Origin of the sequence: Protofrankia sp. Cas4, from assembly GCF_963555915.1 — a bacterium.
In the GTDB taxonomy this organism is placed as follows: Bacteria; Actinomycetota; Actinomycetes; order Frankiales; family Frankiaceae; genus Protofrankia.
In genome coordinates, this window is the sequence record NZ_CAUVXL010000110.1 from 1 (window position 1) to 23994 (window position 23994).

General features: G+C 65.2%; 17 protein-coding genes and 1 CRISPR repeat array. Of the genes, 10 read left to right on the plus strand and 7 right to left on the minus strand.

The genetic code is table 11. The features are described from left to right. The 3 genes from U9979_RS10090 to U9979_RS10100 form a co-directional block, all read left to right on the plus strand. On the plus strand, positions 1-320 hold a 320-nt coding region (locus tag U9979_RS10090; protein ID WP_322779159.1), incomplete at its 5' end, for an aminotransferase class V-fold PLP-dependent enzyme. Further along, positions 317-778: a Fe-S cluster assembly sulfur transfer protein SufU gene (gene sufU, locus U9979_RS10095; RefSeq protein WP_322749672.1), complete on the plus strand. Its 462-nt coding sequence runs from the start codon at positions 317-319 to the stop codon at positions 776-778. The genes U9979_RS10090 and sufU, both read left to right, overlap by 4 nt. Continuing rightward, positions 775-1212 (plus strand): metal-sulfur cluster assembly factor, encoded by a 438-nt coding sequence (locus tag U9979_RS10100; protein WP_416219868.1) that lies wholly within the window; start codon positions 775-777, stop codon positions 1210-1212. The genes sufU and U9979_RS10100 overlap by 4 nt, the downstream gene beginning before the upstream one ends. Before the next feature lie 210 nt (positions 1213-1422). Here the strand turns inward: U9979_RS10100 and U9979_RS10105 are convergent, their stop codons facing one another. The 3 genes from U9979_RS10105 to U9979_RS10115 all read right to left on the minus strand — a co-directional run bounded on the left by U9979_RS10105 (position 1423) and on the right by U9979_RS10115 (position 3712). Beyond that, on the minus strand, positions 1423-2760 hold the full coding sequence (locus U9979_RS10105) for a hypothetical protein (protein WP_322779160.1): 1338 nt from the start codon (positions 2758-2760) through the stop codon (positions 1423-1425). A gap of 94 nt (positions 2761-2854) precedes the next feature. Next, positions 2855-3010 (minus strand): hypothetical protein, encoded by a 156-nt coding sequence (locus U9979_RS10110; RefSeq protein ID WP_322779161.1) that lies wholly within the window; start codon positions 3008-3010, stop codon positions 2855-2857. 15 nt (positions 3011-3025) lie between these two features. Next, entirely contained in the window at positions 3026-3712 is a 687-nt protein-coding gene (locus U9979_RS10115) for a Uma2 family endonuclease (protein ID WP_322779162.1), read from the minus strand. 300 nt (positions 3713-4012) lie between these two features. Between U9979_RS10115 and cas6 the strand changes: the two genes are divergently transcribed. The 7 genes from cas6 to cas2 are packed head-to-tail and all read left to right on the plus strand — an operon-like array spanning position 4013 to position 12208. After that, a complete protein-coding gene (gene cas6, locus U9979_RS10120) occupies positions 4013-4702 on the plus strand; it encodes a CRISPR-associated endoribonuclease Cas6 (RefSeq protein ID WP_322779163.1) in 690 nt (229 codons plus the stop codon). Further along, complete coding sequence (locus U9979_RS10125) at positions 4699-6162, plus strand: hypothetical protein (RefSeq protein ID WP_322779164.1); 1464 nt, start codon at positions 4699-4701, stop codon at positions 6160-6162. Before cas6 ends, U9979_RS10125 begins: the two co-directional genes overlap by 4 nt. Beyond that, positions 6162-7223 carry a type I-B CRISPR-associated protein Cas7/Cst2/DevR gene (gene cas7i, locus U9979_RS10130; RefSeq protein ID WP_322779165.1) on the plus strand — a complete coding sequence of 354 codons (1062 nt, stop codon included), beginning with the start codon at positions 6162-6164 and terminating at the stop codon, positions 7221-7223. The genes U9979_RS10125 and cas7i overlap by 1 nt, the downstream gene beginning before the upstream one ends. Further along, on the plus strand, positions 7220-10402 hold the full coding sequence (cas3, locus tag U9979_RS10135) for a CRISPR-associated helicase Cas3' (protein ID WP_322779166.1): 3183 nt from the start codon (positions 7220-7222) through the stop codon (positions 10400-10402). The genes cas7i and cas3 overlap by 4 nt, the downstream gene beginning before the upstream one ends. After that, positions 10399-10920: a CRISPR-associated protein Cas4 gene (locus U9979_RS10140; protein WP_322779167.1), complete on the plus strand. Its 522-nt coding sequence runs from the start codon at positions 10399-10401 to the stop codon at positions 10918-10920. Before cas3 ends, U9979_RS10140 begins: the two co-directional genes overlap by 4 nt. A 40-nt stretch (positions 10921-10960) precedes the next feature. Next, positions 10961-11941: a type I-B CRISPR-associated endonuclease Cas1b gene (gene cas1b, locus U9979_RS10145; protein WP_322779168.1), complete on the plus strand. Its 981-nt coding sequence runs from the start codon at positions 10961-10963 to the stop codon at positions 11939-11941. A 3-nt stretch (positions 11942-11944) separates the two neighbouring features. Next, complete coding sequence (gene cas2, locus U9979_RS10150; protein WP_322779169.1) at positions 11945-12208, plus strand: CRISPR-associated endonuclease Cas2; 264 nt, start codon at positions 11945-11947, stop codon at positions 12206-12208. 109 nt (positions 12209-12317) lie between these two features. Further along, positions 12318-18260: direct repeats of the CRISPR family, unit length 30 nt; unit sequence GTCCGTGATCATCCCTGGAGGGATTGAAAC. An 86-nt stretch (positions 18261-18346) separates the two neighbouring features. Here the strand turns inward: cas2 and U9979_RS10155 are convergent. The 4 genes from U9979_RS10155 to U9979_RS10170 all read right to left on the minus strand — a co-directional run bounded on the left by U9979_RS10155 (position 18347) and on the right by U9979_RS10170 (position 23751). Next, complete coding sequence (locus U9979_RS10155) at positions 18347-18748, minus strand: hypothetical protein (RefSeq protein ID WP_322779170.1); 402 nt, start codon at positions 18746-18748, stop codon at positions 18347-18349. After that, a complete protein-coding gene (locus U9979_RS10160) occupies positions 18745-18987 on the minus strand; it encodes a hypothetical protein (protein WP_322779171.1) in 243 nt (80 codons plus the stop codon). Before U9979_RS10160 ends, U9979_RS10155 begins: the two co-directional genes overlap by 4 nt. A gap of 1636 nt (positions 18988-20623) precedes the next feature. Next, on the minus strand, positions 20624-22945 hold the full coding sequence (locus tag U9979_RS10165) for a hypothetical protein (RefSeq protein ID WP_322779172.1): 2322 nt from the start codon (positions 22943-22945) through the stop codon (positions 20624-20626). After that, positions 22942-23751 carry a hypothetical protein gene (locus U9979_RS10170; RefSeq protein WP_322779173.1) on the minus strand — a complete coding sequence of 270 codons (810 nt, stop codon included), beginning with the start codon at positions 23749-23751 and terminating at the stop codon, positions 22942-22944. The genes U9979_RS10165 and U9979_RS10170 overlap by 4 nt, the downstream gene beginning before the upstream one ends. Positions 23752-23994: the final 243 nt, after the last annotated feature.

Sequence of the window (23994 nt, forward strand, 5' to 3'; positions counted from 1 at the left end):
CCACCTACGCCCTCGGTCAGCTCGCCACCGTGCCGGGCCTGCGGATCATCGGGCCGCCGGACCCGGTCGACCGGGGCGGCGCCATCTCGTTCGTGTTCACCGGATCCGACAACCGGCCGCTGCACCCCCACGACGTCGGCCAGCTGCTCGACGAGCGGGGCGTCGCCGTGCGGGTGGGGCACCACTGTGCCCGCCCGGTCTGCGTGCGCTACGGCGTCCCGGCCACGACACGGGCGTCCTTCCACCTGTACTCGACCCGCGGTGAGGTCGACGCACTCGTGGAAGGCCTGGGGCATGTGCGGAGGTTCTTCGGGACGTGAAAATGGACTCCATGTACCAGGAGATCATCCTGGACCACTACCGCAACCCGCACCACCGTGGGCTGCGCGAGCCGTTCGACACCGAGGTCCACCACGTCAACCCGACCTGCGGGGACGAGGTGACCCTACGGGTCAAGGTGTCCGACGGTAAGGTCGCGGACGTCTCTTACGAGAGTGAAGGCTGCTCGATCAGCCAGGCGTCGGCGAGCGTCATGACCGATCTCGTGATCGGCAGGTCCGTGGCCGAGGCGCTGGAGCTGGGCCAGGAGTTCCTGGCACTGATGCAGTCGCGCGGCACCGTCGAGCCGGACGAAGATGTGCTGGAGGACGCGGTCGCCTTCGCGGGCGTGTCAAAATACCCGGCCAGGGTCAAGTGTGCCCTGCTGTCGTGGATGGCCTGGAAGGACGCGACCGCGCAGGCGGTGGGCGGCATCCCGGAACAGGAGGTGGACCGGTGAGCGAGACCACCGTGACCGAACAGGACCCGACCGTGGCCGAAGTGGCAACGGCCGGGGTTGAAACGGCTGAGGTCGACACGGCCGGGGTTGAAACGGCTGGGACGGCGGTGGACAAGGCCGCTGTCGACGACGTCGAGGAGGCCATGCGTGACGTCGTCGACCCCGAGCTCGGCATCAACGTCGTCGACCTGGGCCTCGTCTATGGCATCAACGTCCATGACGACAACACGGTCACTCTGGATATGACGCTGACCTCGGCGGCCTGCCCGCTGACCGACGTGATCGAGGACCAGACCCGCTCGGCCCTGACCGACGGACCGGACGGGCTGGTCAACGACGTGACCATCAATTGGGTCTGGATGCCCCCGTGGGGTCCCGACAAGATCACCGATGACGGTCGCGAGCAGCTACGGGCCCTCGGCTTCAACGTCTGAGTGCTGTTCCGACGATATCGGCGGACGGACGCGGTCGAGCGTGCTAGTATGTAAATGCATGCGTGTTGGCGCGTGTGCTCTAATAGTGCCGGACATAATGGCCGGTTCAGGCATAGGGTGTTCGCAGGTCATGGAGACACGTGACTGGCGGAGCGCCAAGGTGTAGAACCGCCGGGAGTGGTTGATGTACTCCCGGCGGTTCTACATTGGTCATTTGGATGGTTGGGGCAGCTGTGAACCGATTGCCATCGCTGATCCGTACGGACCCCAATCCGATCGTGGATCCGTTAGAAAAGCAGGGAAACGTGCGCCGCGTTCAATATGTTCTCGTCTCAGGTGTTCCAGAAGAATGGGCTGTCCGTCGGCTTCGATGAACCCCCTGCTGGCATAGGGTCCGAATGGCTCCGTGACCTGGACCGTTGTCACATTCTTGTGCTGCCACACCCCGGGGAGGGTCGGCTGCGGGTCGAGGGATCCGACGTAGCGCAGCCCGGCGTCGGTATCCACATGGACCATCACACTCATGCCCGGGAGCAGAAATCCTGGCGGTACCCGCAGTCTTCTGTGTTTTGAGGCGAGTTTTATCTCGACGCTAGTTTCGTCCAACCACCGGTTGACTGTGGCGGTATCAAGACCGGACGGCAGGCTGCGTCGGCTTATATCAAGGGCCACCCGCGGAAAGTCGTTTCGCCCCCGACCCAGGTCGACGCCGACCGGCCAGAGATCTACGCGTCGTCCCGGCAGGGCCTTGCCCGGCAGGCGATCAACGGGAATGCTACCGAGCCGGCATTCCGGTCCACTGAGCATGATCCGATGAGTGGTTTCATCGATGTAGTCAATGTTCATTGTCTGTGGTGTGTCGGCAATGCAGGTTCGGGCAATGATCATTCGTAGTTTATGCCCACGAGGCTCGGTGCGAAGATCTACCGCTGTGGCAAGTGCCTCCTCGTCCAGCAATAACCATCGATGGTCATCGTGTCGCCACTGTACGCCGTCATGGGCTGCCGCCCAGATCGGGATACCGGCTTCTTCGGCAAAGTGATATGCGGGGATGATATCCATGTCCCTGCTGACGGAAATGATCCCGCGGGCCTGGTGCTCTCCATCCCGCATGGCGACTGCCAGTCGGCAGATCTCCACAGCGCAGAGGACATCGACCAGTTTTTCGGTCGGCTGGCCGTCACCGACCTTGCCGTCGTCGGTTCTGTCGGTGAGGCGCCCATCGAGAACTTTTGCCCGTGAGTCCTTCTCCCAACGTTCCTTGGCGGCTCGGTTCTTGTTCAGGGCGTCGACAAACCTCGCGCTCGGCCCTTTGCGGTCGTTGCCATGCCGGACCGGTTCCGTGGCGAGGCCAAAGCAGACTTCCTTGACCTCGAAACCATACGAACGCAGAGCGCCGATCATGCCGGGTACCGTCGCGTGCCGTGGCTTTCCGAAGGCGGTCATAACCTGTCGTCGCAGGTTCCAGGCGTCCACTACGGCCACCACCGGCATCCGGCGTGCTTGATCCGTCTCGTGAAGGACGGGCGTGTTCAGGTGGCGGGACATGGCACCTCGTTCGTGGCATGGCAACAGCCATCACAGTGGATGGTCTTCAAGAACCACAGAGTACACGGGTAATAATCTGATTACCCGATCGCTGCTATCTTTCGGCAGCAAGCGCGGTGGCGAGGTCCTCTTCGGTGATGATTTCCCCGCGGGCCAGTTCGTGTTCGGACTCGGCCAGCCTGCGGACCGTCGTCGCATCCGACAGGATGGCCAGAGTCTCCGCCAGTGACTCCGGATCACAAGCAGTCATCGATCGTCCCTTGGCTCAGGCCAGTAGGTCGGCTGGGGAGAAGCTCAACGGAAACGGGCGTTCTACGGTGCACCTTGCCGGGCCCTCGGCATAGGCGACCTGCTCGTAGCGGCCCTTGGCGAGTTCGAAGACGAAGACCGCCGGGACGTCCGGATCGACGATCCAGTAGGACGGGACGCCGGCCGTCTCGTACTCGTCGAATTTGTCCCGTCGGTCATAACTCCGCCCGAACCGGGACAGCACCTCGACCGCGAGAAGCGGGATCTTCGCCTTGGGATGCGCCAGGACGACGATGTCGGGCTGAAGGACGCGGCCGGTCGCCAGTGTGACATCGAAGGGTGCGGGAAGCGCCCGAGCGGCCCCGGTCTGTGCGCTGACGAGCCGGGCGAGCAGGTGCGCGACCGCGAGCTGATGGGCGTAACCCGGGGACGGGCTCACGACGATGGTGCCGTCGACCAGCTCGTACCGCCGGCCATCCGCCGGAGTCCGGCGCAGGTCGTCCGGGGTGAAGCCATCCGGGTGGCGGGAGCGGAAGAACGTGACGCCGTCGCGGGTCTCGACAGCGCCGATGCCGAAGGGCCAGCGCCGCAGATCGGCGTCGCCGAGCGGCTCGCCGGCGAGACCGGTAAACGGGGAGCACGCCCGACCATCCACATCCGGCTGCGTGGTCGACGGTTCATCTCGCACCATCACCCTGGTCATGGTGCCACTCCCTGCTGGGTTCGGACGGCACGTTTGCTTCACAGCATACATCGGAGTGTTGCTGACATATAGCACTATGTACATGATGTCGGTCGGGTAGTGCGGACGGGTCTGCGTCTTATCCGATGGTTATGATCCGCTCGCCCGGCGTGCGGAGCCGGATCGGCGGGTGGGAGGCTGTCGTCCCGGTCGTCCGTCAGTACCTGATGGATGAGGGCGGCGTTGAGGGCGGCTTGGCGGGTACGGGAGCTCAGCGCCGAGCACGGACAAGACCACGGCATGCAGGATCGGGGGAGTCGGATGAGATTTCGGGTGGATGTCGCCGCGGACGTGGACAGCATTCCGTGGCAACAGGTGTTCAGCCCTGCGCGTGGGGTGGCCTACGATCTGATCCGCGCCCAGGATGAGGCGTTGGCGGTCGAGCTGCACGACCACGGCTATGCGGGCAGCTCGCTGCGTCCGCTGGGTCTGTCGTCGCCGTGTTTCCGCGGGGCGGGCCGGCGCACCGGCGTGTACGGCGCATCCGGCGACGGTTCGGTCTGGTTCGGCTCGCCGGTGCCTCGGGTGGCCGCGGCGCTGCTGGCAGGTATCGCGGGACGTACGGAAATCCGCTGGGGCACGGTTGCGTTGCGGGTGCGGGGTGTGCAGCTCGAACCGACGCCCGATCACAGTTCGGGGGAAGCCGTCTTTTCGACGGTGACACCGGTGCTGGTGAAGGTCGAGGACAGGTTCATCCACCCCGACGATTCGCGGTATGTGGAGCAGCTGTGCCACAACCTGCGGCATAAGGCGGACGTGCTGGGTCTACCCAACGACGTCGAGCTTGACGTTGTTGGGTACGGGCATCCGCGGAAGTTCCTGGTGCAGCATGCACCTCGCCACGGAAGTACCGTCCAGCTGCGCGTACATGCCGATCCTGCGTTGCTCGACGCCCTTTATGAATGGGGCCTGGGGCTCAACACGAACCAGGGATTCGGCTGGATCCGGTGACCGGACCACCGTATTCCGGCGAGCAGTTACGGACGGACGTGCTGGCCTGTACGCATCATCCGATCCAGCGGAGCGGCGCGTGGGCGGTGACGACCCTTGCGGGCCGCGACCGTCCCGATGAGGTGACCGCGGCAGATCTCGACGCTGTCGCGGCCCGGATCGTGCGGGACGTCGTGCGGGCATCCACGGCGGCCAAGGACCATCCGGCTTATGACTGGTGGAAGGTTCTGTACGCGCTGTTCCCGAACGCGAAACCGACCCACGCGAGCCGGCCCCGGGACGCGGCCGTCCTGACCGGTGAGGTGGAACGGTTCTTCGCCGTGGATCGAGCGGCGGACACGCTACGGCCGTGTGTGTTCTGCGGTGCGATGGCTGGGACGCTGTGGGCGAAGTCGATGTTGCCGATGTTCGACACCACCAAGTTCCGCAACACACTGCCGCCGGGCGTAGCCGGCTGGCCGGTGTGCCGGGCGTGCCGCATCGCGGTGTGGGCGATGCCGTACGGCGCCGCGGTGACGGCAGGGTCCGCGACCGTGCTGACCTGCGACAACGACCTGATCGAGCGGGACTATGTCACGACGAACTGCGAGCGCGCCGCCCGGATCCAGCAGGCCGGATTCAGCTCCCTGTCGTCGAATTCCTCGCCGGAAACGGTGACGTTGTGGGCGTTGCGAACCTACGCGAGGCGGCCCGAGACGCAACCGCGACCGGTTGCCACCACCTTGTGGATGTTCAAGAATGACAATCAGGAGCCGTGGTTGCGTGTCACGGCTACCCGCCTTGCGGTTGTGCGATTCCTGCGTGCGCTGCCGACGGAACCCGCCGCCTACCGTGGCTGGCGCCGGCTCGAACGTGCGATGACCCGGCGCGCTGCGGACGGAACGGTCGTCCGCAGCGGCCGCGACGCCATTGCCCGCACCTTGTTCGATCCGGTCAACGCCCACCGGGACCGGCTGTTGGTCGAACTGTTCAACCGCCGTGAATCGGTCGAGAAGACGTCGGGATCAACCCTGCGCGCTTGGCAGGCTTTATCCGCGTTGTACGTGAGGGAGATGTGTGGAATGGATACGGGTGATCTGAAACCTGTCACCGGACTGCTGGTCGACTGGATCACGGCCGAGAAGAATCCGCGTGGGCGGTTCAACGAGTATCGGAGGGCGGCCGGGCGGACGTTCGCGTTGCAACGCCTGCTGATGGAGGCGAGCGCGCGGCTGCTGCTCGACGGGCGTCGTCCGTCAGACATCACCGGGGTGACCGGGCCGCTGCTGGCATCGACGTCACAGGGCTGGCGGCTGCGAGGGCAGCTGTTCTTCGAGGTGGTCGCCGAGCTGGTCGCGCGTGGCGCCGCTATCGGAACAAAGGACGAATCCGAGGAACCCGACGAGCGGGACGGGCCGCTGGTGGGGTTCGGCCGGGATACCAACGAAGACGATGACGACAGTGACGGGGGGTACGCCTGATGGCGTTTCTGGCAGGCAAGATGGTACTCGCGGTGGAGGCGGGCGCACCGAACAACGGTGCCGGTGACGGGACGACCGGCAGGGTGAAGAAGACCCGGATCCGCGGCCGGGACTACCCGTACGTGTCCGCGCAGGCGTTCCGCCGCTGGCTGCGGGACACGATGACCGCCGCCGGATCGGTGCCGTCGCCGACCGAGCGGGTCGGCAAGGCGCAGGGCAAGGCACAGAAGGCGACCACGGCCGCGGACCCCATTCAGTACGTCGACGACGACCTGTTCGGTTACATGAAAGCCACGGCGAGATCCGACGACGCGGCCACGACCGTGCGGGATACCCCGTTCATGGTCGGTACTTTCCTCGCCGTCGAGCCGGTGCGCCCGACCGAGGATTTCGGGGTGATGTCCCGGAACATTTCCGATCCCGTCCTGCACGCGCACGAGTTCTACACCGCCGACCTCGCGGCACCGTTCCTGCTCGATGTCCCTCGGGTGGGCACGTTCACCCTGCAGGCCGCGAACGGGTCGGGACGGGCGAACTACCTCGACGAGAAGACGGCGCTCGCTGTCGCGTCGGCGGTACAGGCGGGTGCCACCACGCAGACATTTCGTGATCATACTGCGGTTCGCCTGCCGCTGGCGCCGCGGCGGGAACGGGTCGCGGTCCTGTTCGAGGGGCTGGCGGAGCTTGCCGGGGGTGCGAAAAAGGCGTTGCACTACGGTGACCGCGTCCCGGCGTTGCTTGTGATGGTGCCGATGGCAGGTGGGGTGAACCCACTCGGTTTCGTGATCGACGGCGCGGCGGACGGCACCGGTCTTCAGGTCCGCGGTGACGTGCTCCGCGGGGAACTGGCCGCGTGGCAGGGCGAATGGGAACCGCCCGTGCTCGTCGGCTGGCGGCCGGGTTTCCGGGACGTCCTGCGTAAGCAGTTCGAGGCTGACCTCGCCGAGGAGATCACCGCCGGCACAGTTGTGATCGATCATCCGCGGACGGTGCTCCTGGCGTTGGCCGCACGGGTCCGCTCCGGGCAGCACGACGCCTGGTTCGACGACCCGGCCCGGTGACCACGGTGGCCGATCCCCGGGACTCGATCGGGGCGCTGCGGGTCGAGCTGTTCGCGCCGGTCGCGTCGTTTCGCGACCCGATGTTTCCCGGGGTCACCCGATGCCTTCCTGTGCCCGCTTTGTCGACGGTGCGGGGGATGCTGGCGGCGGCCACCGGTCGGCCTGACGAACCGGTCCGGCTGGGGGTGGCGGCCAGCGCCGCCGGTGAGGCTACCGATCTGGAGACCTATCATCCGATCGCCGCGGACGGGAGCAACCCCGCGATCGGCGGCCGGGTCCGTCCGGGCAAGGGTGGTGCCACCGTCCGGGAACGGCCGTTCCTCGCCGGTGTACGTGTGATCTTGTGGATTCCGGGTGCGGACGGCCGCCGGATTGAGGCCGCGCTGCGTCGCCCGACCTGGGGGTTGCGGCTGGGCCGGTCCCAGGACCTGGTCCACCTGCATGGCCGACCCTGCTGGACGGTGCTGCACCCCGCAGGCAAGGCCGTCGTCGGTCATGCCCTGGCCCCGCTGGACGGGCACGGCGCGCCCGAGGCGGTGTCGATCCGGCTCGCCGAAACCGTGAGCACCGATCGCTTCCGTACCGAATACGGCTCCTTCCTGTGGTGCCCGACACCGGCGGGGTACCAGGAGGTTCGCGGTGCCTACCGCGACGAGGGCACCGGCGAGGCGGTCTGGCTCCATGGCGCGGACAGCGCGGACAGCGTCGCTGGCGTGGACCGGGCGGCCGGCGCGGACAGGGCCGACAGCGCCGGCGGTCACGGCGAGCTCGACCAGGTGCTCGCGAAGTCCGCGACCGGCTCCGCGCACGGCCAGCCGGAGCTGTTGACCGAGCATTCGGCTGTGGTACGCGACGCCGCTCGCGCGGTCGCCGACCGTATCGGCCCGGCCGGGCCGATCGCCGCCGAACCGCGTTTCTGGACCTGGGTGGAGCACGCAGCCCTGCTCCACGACGCCGGTAAGATCGCCGCCGGTTTCCAACGGCAGCTGCGGGTGCGCAAGGCGTCGTGGGGCGAGCGGCACGAGGTGTTCTCCCTGGCCTATGTGGACCTGCTCACCGCCGGCCAGCCCGATCATGATCGACTCATGACCGCGACGGGCGTCGCCTTCCATCACAAGCCGCTGACGGTCAGCGGTGGCCTCGGCGACGGCCTAGCCGACAGGTACCCGTACGACGGCGGCTGGGAACGCCGGTTCGGCCGCAACCCGGACGCGTTCGGCGACGAACCCCGCATCCAGGTCACCCCGGCGCGGCACGCCGAGCTGCTCGCCTGGTTTGCCGACCAGCTTGCGGCGACGCTCCCGCCACCGGACGGCCGGCGCCTGTGGCAGCGGGCCCGGGACCTGTTCGCCGGGACGCAGGACGCCTGGATCGACGCGGTCACTCCGGATGCGGGCCTGCTGGCGGTGCTGCTGCAGGGCGCGGTCACCCTGGCCGATCATTCCGGGTCCGCCCATGTGCCGCTGCAACGGCACATGCCTCTACCGCGGCACTTCCTCGACCGGCTGGCCACGCCGTATGATCATCAGCGGCGGGCCGCGGCGACCGCCGGGCATCTGGTCCTGACCGCGCCGACCGGCAGCGGCAAGACCGAAGCAGGCCTGGCCTGGGCGTCCACCCAGCTCGCGACGATGCCGGGGCGACCACGACTGATCTGGGTGCTGCCCTACCGGGCGTCCATCGACGCGGCCGTCGACCGGTTCACCCTCGGGCTCGATCCGCCACCGGGCGAGGACCGTCCTGACATCGGGGTGCTGCACTCCACCGCCGCCCGCACCCTGCTCACCCGGGCCGTGGCGGAGGACTGCGCCCCCAGCGTCGAGGATGCCCGTAAGGCTCGCGCCCGCGCGGGGGCGATGCGGCTGTTCGCGCAGCGGGTACGCGTCGCCACCCCGCACCAGCTGCTGCGGGCGGCGATCGCCGGGCCGCGGTACTCCGCGGTGCTGCTGGAGCAGGCAAACGCCTTGTTCGTCCTGGACGAACTGCATGCCTACGATCCGGTCACCTTCGGCCGGATCTGCGCGGCGCTGCAGCTGTGGGCGCGACTCGGGAGTCGGATCGCGGTGCTGTCCGCCACCCTCGCTCCACCGATGATCGAGCTGGTCGAAGAGAGCCTCCTGGTCGGGGACAGCCTCGGTCAACCGGTGACGGTCGTGCACGCTGCCCCGGGCACCGCGCCGGACCGCCATCGGCTCGTCCTCGACGACGAGCCGATCACCTCGCCGGCGAGCCTGGCGGCCATCACCGGCTGGTTGGTGGAGGGGCGCAGCGTCCTGGTCGTGGCCAATACCGTCCGCACCGCTCAGGCTCTGTTCGATGCGCTGGCACCGGCCGTCCGCGACGTTCATCCAGGTGACGATGACGCGGCCCTGCTGCTGCACTCTCGGTTCAAGGCCCGCGACCGCGCCGCGATCGAACAGCGAATCCGCGCCCGGTATCCCGAGCGGGGGCCAGGCGAGCCGGCGGTGCGGGAGGGGCGCGGCGGGCTCGTCGTGTCGACTCAGGTGCTGGAGGTGTCGCTGTGCCTGGACTTCGACCGCGGGGTCAGCGAACTCGCCCCGATCGAAGCGGTCGCCCAACGCGCCGGCCGAGTCAACCGGCGCGGATGCCATCCGGACGGGCCTGTCGAGTTCCGCGTTCACGCGGTATCCGCCCACCTGCCCTACGAGGAGGAGGCGTTGGGCGCGGCATGGGCAGCCATGCAACGCACCGTGACCGGCGATCCGAGGATCTCGGAGCACACCATCGACGCGTGGCTGGCGGACGTCTACGCCACGGATTGGGGCCAGCGGTGGGCACAGACCGCGCGTGAGGCGCGCGAGGAGTTCAGCGCCGCATTCCTGACCTTCTGCAAACCCTTCGAGGACCGCAGCGAGTTCGCCGAACGCCTCGACGAGGGCTTCGACACCATGCATGTCCTGCACAAAGACGACGTCGACGACTATCGGACGCTGTCAGACAAACGCGACGGCGACCCGCTGCTCGCCGAAGGGCTGCTCATCCCCATCCGATTCGGGCAGTATGCCGGGCTGGTGCGTGACCAGCGTGCCCACCTCGACCGGGCACTGAAACTGGCCGTGGTCGACCTCCCGTACACGTCGGATGCGGGGCTGGATCTGACCGCCGGCCAGGATGGCGGCGGTCGTGAACCGGCCGTGCCCGTGGACACCGTCCTGTGAGCGATGTTGGCAAGGCTGTGAGCGACGCCGCCGATGGCGGGCTCGGCGGGGTTCACATCAAGTACCTGCTGCACTGCCCACGTCAGCTCTGGCTCTACATGCGCGGCTACCGTCCGGAGGCTTCCAGCGATCTGGTCGCCTTCGGTGAGGTTGTGGATGACACCACCTACACTCGCCGTCGCGACATCGACCTCGGCGAGGCGAAGATCGACTGGGTCACCACCGGCGCGGTCGTCCACGAGACCAAGTCCTCCCGCGCCCCGTCAGCCGACCATGAGGCCCAGGTCCGCCATTACTGCCTGCTCCTGGAACGGCGCGGGGTCCACGTGCGCGGCGGGACCGTCCACTACCCGCTGATCCGCCGGACGGTCACCGTGATCTGGGACGACCAGGCCCGTGCCACCGCGCTGGACGCCGAGCGGCAGGCCCGAGCCATCATCGCCGCGCCGTCGATACCGCCACGGCTGGAGCGCCGCCGGTGCCGCGGCTGTTCCTACATCGACTACTGCTGGGGGTAGTTCATATGACCAACCATCGCCGGGCATCCTGGCGCCAGGCATGAGCGCGGCCGGCCGTACCTACTGGCTGACCGAACCGTGCCGCATCCGCCGTGAGGACAACAGCCTGCGCATCGAACGGGCCGACACCAGCCCCATCCACGTCCCGATCACCGACGTCCGTGACCTGGTGACCTTCGACCACGTCGACATCAACACCGCGGCGGTGTCGCTGCTGGGCCGGCACGGTGTGATGGTCCACATCCTGGACCACTACGGCAACTATGCGGGCGCCGTGACACCGGATGAGGACATGTCGTCGGCTCAGGTGGTCCGCTGCCAGGTTGCCCTCACCGCGGACCCGGAGCGACGGGTCGCAGTCGCCCGCTCGCTGGTAGCCACGACCGCGGCGAATGTGCGCTGGGCGCTGGACACCGAACATCTCGATCGCGCCCTGGATACCCTTACCGCCCAGCTCCCGGACTGTCACAGTGCTGAGCAGCTCATGGGCGCCGAGGGGAACTTCCGCCGGACGGCCTGGGGCGTGTTCGACACGATCCTGCCCGCCTGGCTGCGCCTCGACGGCCGTACCCGCCGCCCGCCGAGCAACGCCGGGAACGCCTTCATCAGTTACGTCAACAGCATCGTCTACGCCCGCCTCCTCACTGCCATCCGCTGCACTCCGTTACACCCGGCGCTCGGGTTTCTGCACGCCGACACCGACCGCCGCCGCAACACCCTCGCTCTCGATCTGGCGGAACCGTTCAAACCGCTGTTCGCCGAACGCCTGCTGCGCCGCGCCGCCGCGCAGAAAACCCTGCGTCCCTCCGACTTCGAAAGCGACGTCGGCAAGGCTTCGCTCAGCCGTGACGGCCGTAAGAAGGTTGCCACCATGATCCGTGAAGAGCTCGCCACGACCGTCTACCATCGGACGTTGCGCCGCAAGGTCTCCTACGAGGAGCTCATCCACTTCGAGGCCCTCAAGCTTGTCCGCCTCTGTCTGGAGGACACCCCCTACAAGCCGTTCCGGCCCTGGTGGTGACGCATGTTCGTCGTGCTCGTCTACGACACCGCGGCCGAACGCAACCCGGTCGTCCTCAAGACCTGCCGCAAGTATCTGAACTGGACACAGCGCAGCGTTTTCGAAGGGGAGCTGTCCGCCGCGCAGTACCGAGCGCTTCTCGCAGCCCTTCGCGCCCATCTTGATCTCGACTATGACAGCATCCGGGTCTACCGGACGCGGTCGCCGCACCTGGTGGAGACCGAGTGGCTCGGACGCGAGACGGGCAACCAGGACTCCATCCTCTAGAATGACGATCAAGGCTCTGACCTGCGGCGTTGCACTACCGCCGGACCGCTGCAGAACAGGCCCCGGATCGACCCCGCAAACCGCCTGTGACCTGCGAGTTTATCTTCGGGTCCGTGATCATCCCTGGAGGGATTGAAACGCAGAGACGAAAACGCAGGCGTCCAACGTTGGACGAGTCCGTGATCATCCCTGGAGGGATTGAAACTTGAGCTCCAGGCCCTCAGCGTGCGGGGTCGCCGTGTCCGTGATCATCCCTGGAGGGATTGAAACCAATTCCGGTAGCGGTGATCTCGACCCGTGCGGCGGTCCGTGATCATCCCTGGAGGGATTGAAACGTGCGTCCAGCGCCGTAGCCATCTCGCGGACACGTGTCCGTGATCATCCCTGGAGGGATTGAAACACAATCCGTAGCCAGTTATGCGGGTTGCTCAGCCAGTCCGTGATCATCCCTGGAGGGATTGAAACTTGACACGATGGCCGCTGCGCCGGCGGATACCGCGAGTCCGTGATCATCCCTGGAGGGATTGAAACGATGAGGTCTGCGCGCCGCTCTAGCTCGGCGTAGGTCCGTGATCATCCCTGGAGGGATTGAAACGTGAGATCCGGACGCGGTTGGGTGTCGGCCGCACCCGGTCCGTGATCATCCCTGGAGGGATTGAAACCGGGCATCCCGGCCGAACGGCACCGGCGTCCAAAAGTGTCCGTGATCATCCCTGGAGGGATTGAAACTTGAGATTGTAACCTGTCGAGAGCGACTTGATCGTGTCCGTGATCATCCCTGGAGGGATTGAAACCTGCCCAGACCAGCCAACCCCCCCTAAAGGGGGTCCGTGATCATCCCTGGAGGGATTGAAACAACCGGCCGGATCCGTCCGGCATGAACCGTGCGGTGTCCGTGATCATCCCTGGAGGGATTGAAACGCCGTCCGTGGACGTGCGGTATGCGGATGTCTGTGTTGTCCGTGATCATCCCTGGAGGGATTGAAACCCTGGTGCGCGCACGGCAAACCGACCGGCGGGGTCCTGTCCGTGATCATCCCTGGAGGGATTGAAACCTGCGGCCGGGTACATGCCCAAGCGGCGAGGGTAGGGTCCGTGATCATCCCTGGAGGGATTGAAACTTGAGCTCCGGGCGTTCCGTGCCGAGATGCAGGCTCGTCCGTGATCATCCCTGGAGGGATTGAAACCGGCAATGATGTTTGACACATCCCTTACAAAGATCACGTCCGTGATCATCCCTGGAGGGATTGAAACGCAGGAGCTGGACGGCTTCGTCCGGCAGAGCAGCAGTCCGTGATCATCCCTGGAGGGATTGAAACGCGTACCGGACAGTTCTGTACCTGACTGCTTCGCGTCCGTGATCATCCCTGGAGGGATTGAAACATGACGACCAGGCCACCATGGCGGAACGCGTGTGGTCCGTGATCATCCCTGGAGGGATTGAAACCAGGCCAGGGTGAGACGGGTGCGCGCCATGGCGAGTCGTCCGTGATCATCCCTGGAGGGATTGAAACACACCGGCCGCGCGCAAGGCCGCGCCGAGTCGCTGGTCCGTGATCATCCCTGGAGGGATTGAAACCTGGCATGTACTTGAGGTACGACCCGTTGGTGAACGGTCCGTGATCATCCCTGGAGGGATTGAAACGGCGGTGCGACCTGCATCGACTTCGGATCCACGGAGTCCGTGATCATCCCTGGAGGGATTGAAACGAGTACGGACGGGCGGTCCGATCAACAAACCGGGCGGTCCGTGATCATCCCTGGAGGGATTGAAACACGGGCGGACGCCCGCGACCGTCGCCCGCCGACTGGTCCGTGATCATCCCTGGAGGGATTGAAACCCCGGCACCCGATCGGCCGCAACATCCGTGAAAGCAAGTCCGTGATCATCCCTGGAGGGATTGAAACCAAATGGCCATCTCCGCATGAGTTAACCCGTTGAAGTCCGTGATCATCCCTGGAGGGATTGAAACACGAAACAATGACAGACCTGATAGCCAAAAAGGGCTGTCCGTGATCATCCCTGGAGGGATTGAAACCGACAATTGTGTATTTGGGCGAATTCTTTATCTATGTCCGTGATCATCCCTAGAGGGATTGAAACGTGTGATCGGCGTGGGGTATGGCTGGACGAAGGTGGTCCGTGATCATCCCTGGAGGGATTGAAACCGGTCACGCCGCTTGCGGATGCGGCGAAAGTCATGTCCGTGATCATCCCTGGAGGGATTGAAACAGGACCTTCCGGGTGGAATAGTGGATCTACAGCCGGGGTCCGTGATCATCCCTGGAGGGATTGAAACGCCAGGTCCCTCCCATCCCGCGCCACGGGTGGAGTCGTCCGTGATCATCCCTGGAGGGATTGAAACAGCTCCCCACGCAGCCTAAGCGCCGTATCCCACGCCAGTCCGTGATCATCCCCGGAGGGATTGAAACCAGCAGGCGGGAGGGTAGATTATGGCTGATCCAACACCGGTCCGTGATCATCCCTGGAGGGATTGAAACCCTTGAGACGAGCTGAGAGTGCCATTCTGGAGATAGGTCCGTGATCATCCCTGGAGGGATTGAAACGCTCCGTTGGCCTGCGCCGTCAGTTCGGTGAACCTGGCCGTGATCATCCCTGGAGGGATTGAAACGGCACATCTGCGAGGTCTGGTAGCAGTTGGACGCAGCGGTCCGTGATCATCCCTGGAGGGATTGAAACGAAGGTCGTGGCAGCCGCCACCCTGTTCCTGGCCGTCCGTGATCATCCCTGGAGGGATTGAAACCAGTCCGGGCGGGTAACACGATGGTCCTTGGCCTGGTCCGTGATCATCCCTGGAGGGATTGAAACAGGGTGGACCACGTTCCGGCCACGATGGGGGCGACCGTCCGTGATCATCCCTGGAGGGATTGAAACGCGGCGGGTAGCAGGCGCAGCAGACCTGATCCCGGGTCCGTGATCATCCCTGGAGGGATTGAAACGCGACGTGGGCGCGAAGCCAACCGAGTCCGGCACGTCCGTGATCATCCCTGGAGGGATTGAAACGGCTCCGGCGGCCAGAGCAGCGACCAGGCGAGCGCCTGGTCCGTGATCATCCCTGGAGGGATTGAAACATGATGATCGGGTGATTGCGTCGGTCGTCGTCGATGGTCCGTGATCATCCCTGGAGGGATTGAAACGGGCTTATGCAGGGGGTTGCCCCTGGACAAGCCGGGTCCGTGATCATCCCTGGAGGGATTGAAACACCCTTGCACCTGCCCTGAGCGGCCCTCCGGATACCGGTCCGTGATCATCCCTGGAGGGATTGAAACAACGCAGGGAGCAGACCCACGCCCACCGCGATCAGTCCGTGATCCTCCCTGGAGGGATTGAAACCGCAGCCGCAGCGCGGGCGCCTGCTTCTGATGGCCCGGGTCCGTGATCATCCCTGGAGGGATTGAAACACGACCGCAACGTGGTCGATGGGCTGCTGTACGGGTCCGTGATCATCCCTGAAGGGATTGAAACAGGTAGACACCGCCAGTGGTGCCGAGCGGCACGCGTCCGTGATCATCCCTGGAGGGATTGAAACGGCGGGCAAAACAATGCATTCAATTCTGATTCCAGTGTCCGTGATCATCCCTGGAGGGATTGAAACGCCTTCACCGTGACGAAGGATGCCGGACCTGTGACGAGAGTCCGTGATCATCCCTGGAGGGATTGAAACGCTGACGGGATAGACCAAGCTGTCCTCCGCGCCGAGGGTCCGTGATCATCCCTGGAGGGATTGAAACCCGCTAAGGTCACGACAAACCTGGTGATCATTACCGGGTCCGTGATCATCCCTGGAGGGATTGAAACGTGCGAGCAACGACGGTCTGCGCCCCGCCGGTCCGTCCGTGATCATCCCTGGAGGGATTGAAACGTGCCAAGCCAGCCCGCAGCCGCATTGCCCGTGCAGGTCCGTGATCATCCCTGGAGGGATTGAAACGTGGTCGGCTGCTGGCGGACCCCGAGGAGCGCGCCAGTCCGTGATCATCCCTGGAGGGATTGAAACTGCGGGCCGATTTCTATCGGCTGGTTGCGACTCCATTGTCCGTGATCATCTCTGGAGGGATTGAAACGCGCGGATCGTCAGAACCCGGCCGGCCCAATCCCCGGTCCGTGATCATCCCTGGAGGGATTGAAACGTGCCAAGCCAGCCCGCAGCCGTATTGCCCGTGCAGGTCCGTGATCATCCCTGGAGGGATTGAAACGCACCTTCCGGGCCGGTCATGAGCGTGACGGTGACCGGGGTCCGTGATCATCCCTGGAGGGATTGAAACCTAGGCGGTTGTGGGCCCCGCAGCGGTAGATCGCCCCGGTCCGTGATCATCCCTGGAGGGATTGAAACGACCGTAGACGAGCTGGGGGTGAGTACGACGGACCGGTCCGTGATCATCCCTGGAGGGATTGAAACACCGAGGTCCGCTGCCGGCTGTCTGCCACGGTCGGGTCCGTGATCATCCCTGGAGGGATTGAAACGCGGCTGTACGCAAGTCGCGATCGTGGCAGAGTGACGTCCGTGATCATCCCTGGAGGGATTGAAACGCTGCGGTCCTCTTCTGGTTGCTGGTCATCACTGGTTCGATCCGTGATCATCCCTGGAGGGATTGAAACTTTCGATCTGCGCTGTCCGCCTGGATCCCTGCGCCGGTCCGTGATCATCCCTGGAGGGATTGAAACATCGGCAACACCGTCATACCATCCACCCGGGATGAACGTCCGTGATCATCCCTGGAGGGATTGAAACAAAAAGACGAGGTCGCCCGGTTGCTACTGGCCTTCGGTCCGTGATCATCCCTGGAGGGATTGAAACACGCGGTGGCCACCGACGGCGCCGGGAGCTACACTGTCCGTGATCATCCCTGGAGGGATTGAAACTCCACCAGCCCCGGATAACCGTTCCGGCGGAGGTCCGTGATCATCCCTGGAGGGATTGAAACGGCGGCCGGTGGTCTGCACCTTGGCGGCAAGGGCGCGGTCCGTGATCATCCCTGGAGGGATTGAAACTAGTGGGTGCGGAACGGGGCGGTGCGCCGGTCCTTGTCCGTGATCATCCCTGGAGGGATTGAAACGTCCGGTAGGTCCACATCCTCTCGGATGATCGCGTCCGTGATCATCCCTGGAGGGATTGAAACACCCAACCGGTAGCGGCGCATGAGCGGCACGGTCCGTGATCATCCCTGGAGGGATTGAAACTCGTCACCGGATAGCCGCCCGCGGTCATCTGACGGGTCCGTGATCATCCCTGGAGGGATTGAAACAACGCGGTGCGCACCATCCCGGCGAGCTCGGCCGCGCTCGTCCGTGATCATCCCTGGAGGGATTGAAACCCGTCTCGTAGCGGCCAGGACGTCCCCGCCGGCAGTCCGTGATCATCCCTGGAGGGATTGAAACCGGGGGTTACGCCTGCCGTCCCGGCTATCAGCGACGTCCGTGATCATCCCTGGAGGGATTGAAACAACTTCCCGCCACGTGCACCGGGCAGAATCACGACGTGTCCGTGATCCTCCCTGGAGGGATTGAAACCGGCTTCCATACAGGGCGCCAATACGCCTCATAGCTGGTCCGTGATCATCCCTGGAGGGATTGAAACCGGACGGCGTCCCGGGTGACCCCGACAGCGTTCGTCGTCCGTGATCATCCCTGGAGGGATTGAAACCCCGCCTTGTTGTTCCGGCTGGCGGTCACTACCTGTCCGTGATCATCCCTGGAGGGATTGAAACGCCCGCACAAGCCCTTTTCCCTCGGACGGGTCACGGGTCCGTGATCATCCATGGAGGGATTGAAACTACGGCAGGTAGAACCGGTAGTAGCCCGACCCGTGTCCGTGATCATCCCTGGAGGGATTGAAACTGTTCCTTGTGCGCGCCGACCTGACAGCGGGGGGAGGTCTGTGATCATCCCTGGAGGGATTGAAACGTTTGGGAAAACCTCACCGACCTCGCCGATCCTGGTCCGTGATCCTCCCTGGAGGGATTGAAACCTCCTCCTCGGCGGGGTGCAGCTCACGGTTACCGGGTCTGTGATCATCCCTGGAGGGATTGAAACGTCGGCGACCGGCAGGCCAAGCAGCTCCACGGCGATCCGATCTGCAATCATCCATGGAGGGATTGACGCCGGTGCACGGGGTTGATTCAGACGGCGATCAGATGTACCTGATCGCCGCAGAGCCTGGACATGTCGTTGATATCCGATGTCAGCATGGCGACCGGTCGAGGCTGCCGCAGTGCGGCCTCGACCACTGTGGCATCGATCGCGTATCTGTGGCCGTGCAGATTGGCTTTCTTGAGTAGCTGCGCGGAAGCCGTCGCGGTCTCCTTGGTGACCGGTTCGACCTTGATCCGCGAGAGCAGCCAGTTCAGCCGAGGGATGTTCACGCCCGCGTGGCTGACCTCGATGATTGTGTTGGCGCTGATGATGAGGTCGGACTCCATTTCGCTGAAGATCTGGAGGATGGCGGCGACCTTTCGATCTTGAGCGATCCAGGCGGACAGTCCCGCGCAGTCCAGGATGACCGTTTCGATGCGCTTTGTCACGCTGTCGTGCCTTCGGTGATGTCTGCGGCGTCGAGTTTGGCCCGCGCCTCGGCCAGCTCCTCCTGCGTGAACGCGCCGGATTCCTCCTGGTAGCGCTGAAGCTCGTCGACGAGTAGCCGGTGTCGGATCTGGCGCGCGACAGCTGCGGCGACGTATCCGGAAACATTGTCCGTGATCTTTTTCAGCTCGGCGACCTGGTCGCTGGGTAGCGTGATCGTGATGCGGGTGGTAGCAGACATGCTTGGATCATACTTCGGTATGCGCCTCTGTGGATCGCTGGAGTGTTCGATGATCCACCGGCGACCAGCCCATCCCGGTTGTCGAGGTCCTGTCCGCTTCCGGCCGTAGGCACGGCATGCAGCACGAGCGCATCGCGTGCCAGACCGTAGGAATCCGCTCCTACGACGCGGCTCAAGAACGGCCCGAGGTTCCGCGGAGGCTGTGTCACTTACGCCTGCCTGGCATGAGGTCTGTGGCAGGCCCCGGTTACTGTCTCGCAGGCGTGACCTGTCAGCGGTGGTGGGGTGAACACCTGCCAGCACGGGTGCGGGATGATGTTCGGGTGCTATCGCCGGATGCCTCCGGGCGCTACCAGCCGCTCGCTATGCCGACGCCGGTGAACTCCAGGCCGGAGCAGGCTCACTGGGCCGACGCGATGAAGAAGGCGCTCGGCCATAGAAGAATGAGCCTGCCGGCGTTGACCGCCGCGGTCGCCGGACAGTTGGGTCTGGCGTCCACTACGGATAAGATCCGTCGTTGGTTGGCGAACGACACGGCTGTGGACCCACATGCCATTCCCGTACTCGCCCACGCGGTCGGGGTCCACCCGTTGGAGATGCTGGCAGCATTCGGGCTGGTCGAGGATTCGATCGCCGGCATGGCGAGCCGCCTCGCCGCGGCTGAACAGCGGGTTCGCAGACAGCGCGCCTTGCTGCAGCGTCAGCACCCGGAGGCCGGCGGAGCACTGTTCGCCGAGTTGGCGCTTCAACAGGGTAACTGGGCGGTGACAGTCGTGCCGCACTGGCGGGGCAGGATCTGCCGTTACCGCGTCGGCGACTACGTCCTGTTGGAACGTCGGGACGGTATCGCCACCCGCGCCGACGCGGAGCGGGTGTTTGCCAAGGCATTCGAGCGAACCGGTGCAACCTGGGACGATGTCCCGTTCGGCACGGAGCCCGCACCCCGATGGCCGGCGGGCCGGCTTTTCGTGCCGCGGCTTGCCGCGCCGCGGGCGGCGGAACCGCACGCGGGCGACGTCCCCGGTGTTCACGGCATCGTTCTCACCGGACCCATGTGGGCTGGGATGTACACGGTCGCCGCGCTGGTAGCCGCCGCGCTCGGCTGGGGTCTTGACAGCTTCGCCCTGCTGGCTCGTTCGTTGTCCAGCGGTGGGCAGCTCGACGGGCGGCTGGCCGACGAGTTGATGCGGGACGCGCTGGCCCGACCGGACGGCAATCCGCATCAGGTGTGGGCACACGTGCTCACCCAGGAGCCCGCGCCCATGACGCCGGCCGCCCGACTGCTGGGTTCGCCGCCCGAGGACGTGCGGGTCGTGTTTCTTGTTCCCGAGGACGACATGCTTGGCGTCGTCGCGGACCTCGGCGGGAAGCCCCGTGCGCAGGTACGGATCTTCACGGCCGGATGGCGAGCCCTGCTGCCCGAAGGTCCGCGAATCTGGCAGGTTCCCGTGCCCGCTCCGGTCGGCCGTGACGGGACGCCGCTGGCGCCGACCGAAACCGAATTCCTCGATGCCTATCACGACACGTCGGTGACCGCAGCGCTGCGGATACTCGCGATGCTGGCCGCACCCCGCAGGCTGGCCGACATCGTTCCGGTGCGGGCACCGGTCAACACCTTTGCCGCGCTGGCTGCGACCTACTCCGCCGCGGCGCCCGACTGCCCGATCGGCTTGGGTCCCTCGGCGAACTTTCGCACCTCACCGATCAGCCGCTCGAGCTTTCCTGCCAAAGCGTCTCGATCTTCCAATATCAGCGATGGGTAACGCTCGGCGAGCGCTTCCGTCAACTCGGCGTCCGCCTTGTCCAACAGCTTGGCGACGTAAGCGGGTTCCGGAACTCTGATTGGCTTGGTCCTCTCATCCTGCGTGGCTTTGTCGACGAAGCCGTGCGAGAGCGGATGACGGTTTCGCAACTTGTTCAGCTCATGGCATGCTCCCTGGCCGTTACGGACCGCTTTCCACGGTGCAAGATAGTACCAAGATTTAGGATCTGGCGTTATAGGAGACATTGTATTTGATTCGACTGGAACCCAGTCCTCGTCCGGGATGAGCACGAATTCACCTAATTTATGCACGGTCGCATTCTTGGTTTCACTGGGCATGCGGAACGTGTGGTCGAGCGTGGAAAGAGCAAGGTACGCGGCGTCCCATGGGTTGGACTTGACAATCTGGCGGCACAGTCCGAGCCGGGCGCGGGCATGTGCCACCTCAGCTCCGGAGGTTTGTGCGTCGGTGCTCGATGGCAGGACGCCGAAGGCGTTGCGCTGAAGCTCGTTGACCTCGACGGCGAGGGCTTGAAGCGTGCGGGAGCCGCGTTGGAGCAGATGCCCGGCCAGCGTGATGTCGAGCCTGGTCAGCGCCTCGGCAGCCAGATGGGCGAGGGCTCTGTCAAGGCCCAGGACGGCGAACGGTCTGGTTTTCTCCGCCGTTATCCGGGTCGTCTCGATGACGAGTCCGTCAGGGCCATGATTACCCTCCGCTACCAGCAGTGTTAGCGGCACCGCGGCGTGCAGCGACCAATCGATCCCTGCGAGGATCGCTGCTACCATTAGTGCTTTCCGTCCGATCGGCAGCAGTACGGCGACCTCGTCCGCCACCACCGCGCGCGGTTCTGCCAACAGTGCGTCAAACAGCTGAACGCGGCACTTCTCGACATTGTCCGGTCGCAGCTTGGGGTCGGTGACCGTCACCGAAATTCGTTCCACGCCTTCGCGGGTGGCCGTCACCCTGGCCATGTCGGTGACGAACTCGAACGAAAGCACCTGCCCGGCGCCGAGTGCCTCGGAGATACGGTCGAGCAGGAACTGATCGTCGATCTCACCCTGGTCGGGTGTGGCGGACCGGCTCAACGCCCGTAGAACGACGACCGTCCGTTCGGCCGGCGGCGGGGGTGCGACCGGCCAGTCCGGGAAGGCTTGGAGTACGCAGCGCTCAGCCCGCTGAGTGGTCGCCCATTCGTTCTGCATCGTGCGGATGACAGGAGGTAGAGGCGCCGGTTTGTGCATGCCGTGGCTGAGCCGTACAACCTTTCTACGCCACTCCTCGACCGTCGGATCTTCCGGATCGGGTAGCGGACGCACCAGCTGCCTGTTTTCCGGAATAGCGGCGTGTCTCGCCAGGGAGAGCCAGGTGCGGGCGGCAGCGCCATCGGTGATCTCCCCGCGGGCAAGTCCTTCGGCGAACGCGGCCTGTACCGCCTCAGCCAGGATCGCCTGAACAACGTCCGTCACTTTCCAGGCGTCGTTTTCCTTCGGCTGATCGGCGAGTAGCGCGCATACATCTACACGCTGCCGCTGGGCCAGCGTCGTCCAGCGCTTATCACCCGGGGACAGCGTCGGTGGCACCTCCAACGGCGGATCACTGCTGGCGAGCGGTTCGTAGTAGCGGTGGCGCACCAGCCATCGCGCCGGCGCCGCTTTCAGCCCGGACGGAACCAGCGGAATCGTGGACCCGGCTCCGTTCGCCGCCCACAATGTCAGGTCGTGGCCCCGTAGCAGCAGCTCGAACATCACCCCTAGCAGAACACCCGTCGCACCGCCGCCGAGCGGCAGTTCCCATCGGGTCTCCTTGCCGATGGCGTTGGCAGCGTTGTCGACAAAGGTTTCCAACCAATGTCTGGCGTCCGCGATGCTGGGCAGCGGGATCTGCTCGATGGTGCTTGCCGGCACCTGCTGCCGGACGAAGGGGAGGATCACCTCGGCCAGGTCCTGGGTTGCCGGCTGCACCCTCGGATCGTCGTGCCGCTTGGTCGCGAGGAGGATCAGTCGGTCAACCGGAGGATCATTCAAACTGTCGATCTTCCGAAGAAACCAGGCGATCGGTGTACCTGCGAGCTCATCAGCGAGAGCGGAGGGCTCAAGACCGGTGAGTTCTGTAATCCGCTTGGCCGTCTCGGCGGATGTCGGCTCGTGCATGCCGAGGTCGGAGGCTCCGACGACGTGCACAGCGATGCGGTTCACAGCCTGCCCTTCGTGGTGGCGATCGTCTTCATCGGCGTAGCTGCTGGCATGGACGCTCTTCCAGGTCTCGGTGCGACGAAGGCGCGGTCCTCCCACAGCCCTGGTGCCGTCGTGTACCGGTGTCGGTGCCGCCGGATAGGGTGCCCGTCGACGAGCTCGACGGCGCTGAACGGGACAGTTGTACGCGGTTTGGCCGCCAGCGGCCCCGCGATGTACCGCTGATACCGGCGCGGGTCTTCCGCACGCAGCACACTGACAACACGGGCGACCCACCTGGCCATGTCCGGGAGCGCCAGCCCGTAGCGTTCCGCCCACACCTGCAGCGGCCAGCCCGGATCGCCGGTCGCCGGGCCGTCACTGCCGAGCCAGGTAAGGACGTGTACGAGCAGCGCCCGATCCGCCGGGTCAGGGAACAACCGCTTTGCCCAGTCGGCGTCGGCGACCCGCTCCGGCCGTTGCGGCAACCCGAGATTCTTACGCCGATGGCGGTGCATCTCGCCCAGTACAGCGGCGGCTGTGCGTGCGGTGTACAGGGCCAGTCTCGCATCCACGCTGGCACCACCGCGGTCGTCACACGGCCGGGCGTAGTCGGGTGAACGCTCAAGCCAACCGGCGGACGTGACCTTCTCCACGACGGCGGCCAGTACCTCTTCGGCTTCGTCGAAACAGCCGCGGTCGCAACAGGCGAGCACCGTCCGCCGTGGATCGGGGCTTGCCGCCTTGCCCCGCGTAGACGGGCAGGGACGACCGCCGTGCCACAGCGACGCCCGCGCCATCGTGGCGTTCACCGCACTGGTGCAGGTCACGAACACCTGCTCCACCCAGCTGTCGCCCGCCCGATTCCTAGCATCCGGCGGTCGTGGAGCGTTCTTCTCACCACTGGCTCGGTCCGGATTTGGATCGGTTTCCATCGCATCCACGCCGCTGAGCCTTGTCGGGGATCATCGCGATCAGAACCCCGAGATCTGCCATTTTCGTCCCATCCGGCTGCAGATTCTGCTATTCCAAAGTCGCGGTTTGCACCATCGGACAGCAGGCCGTGGCCGGTT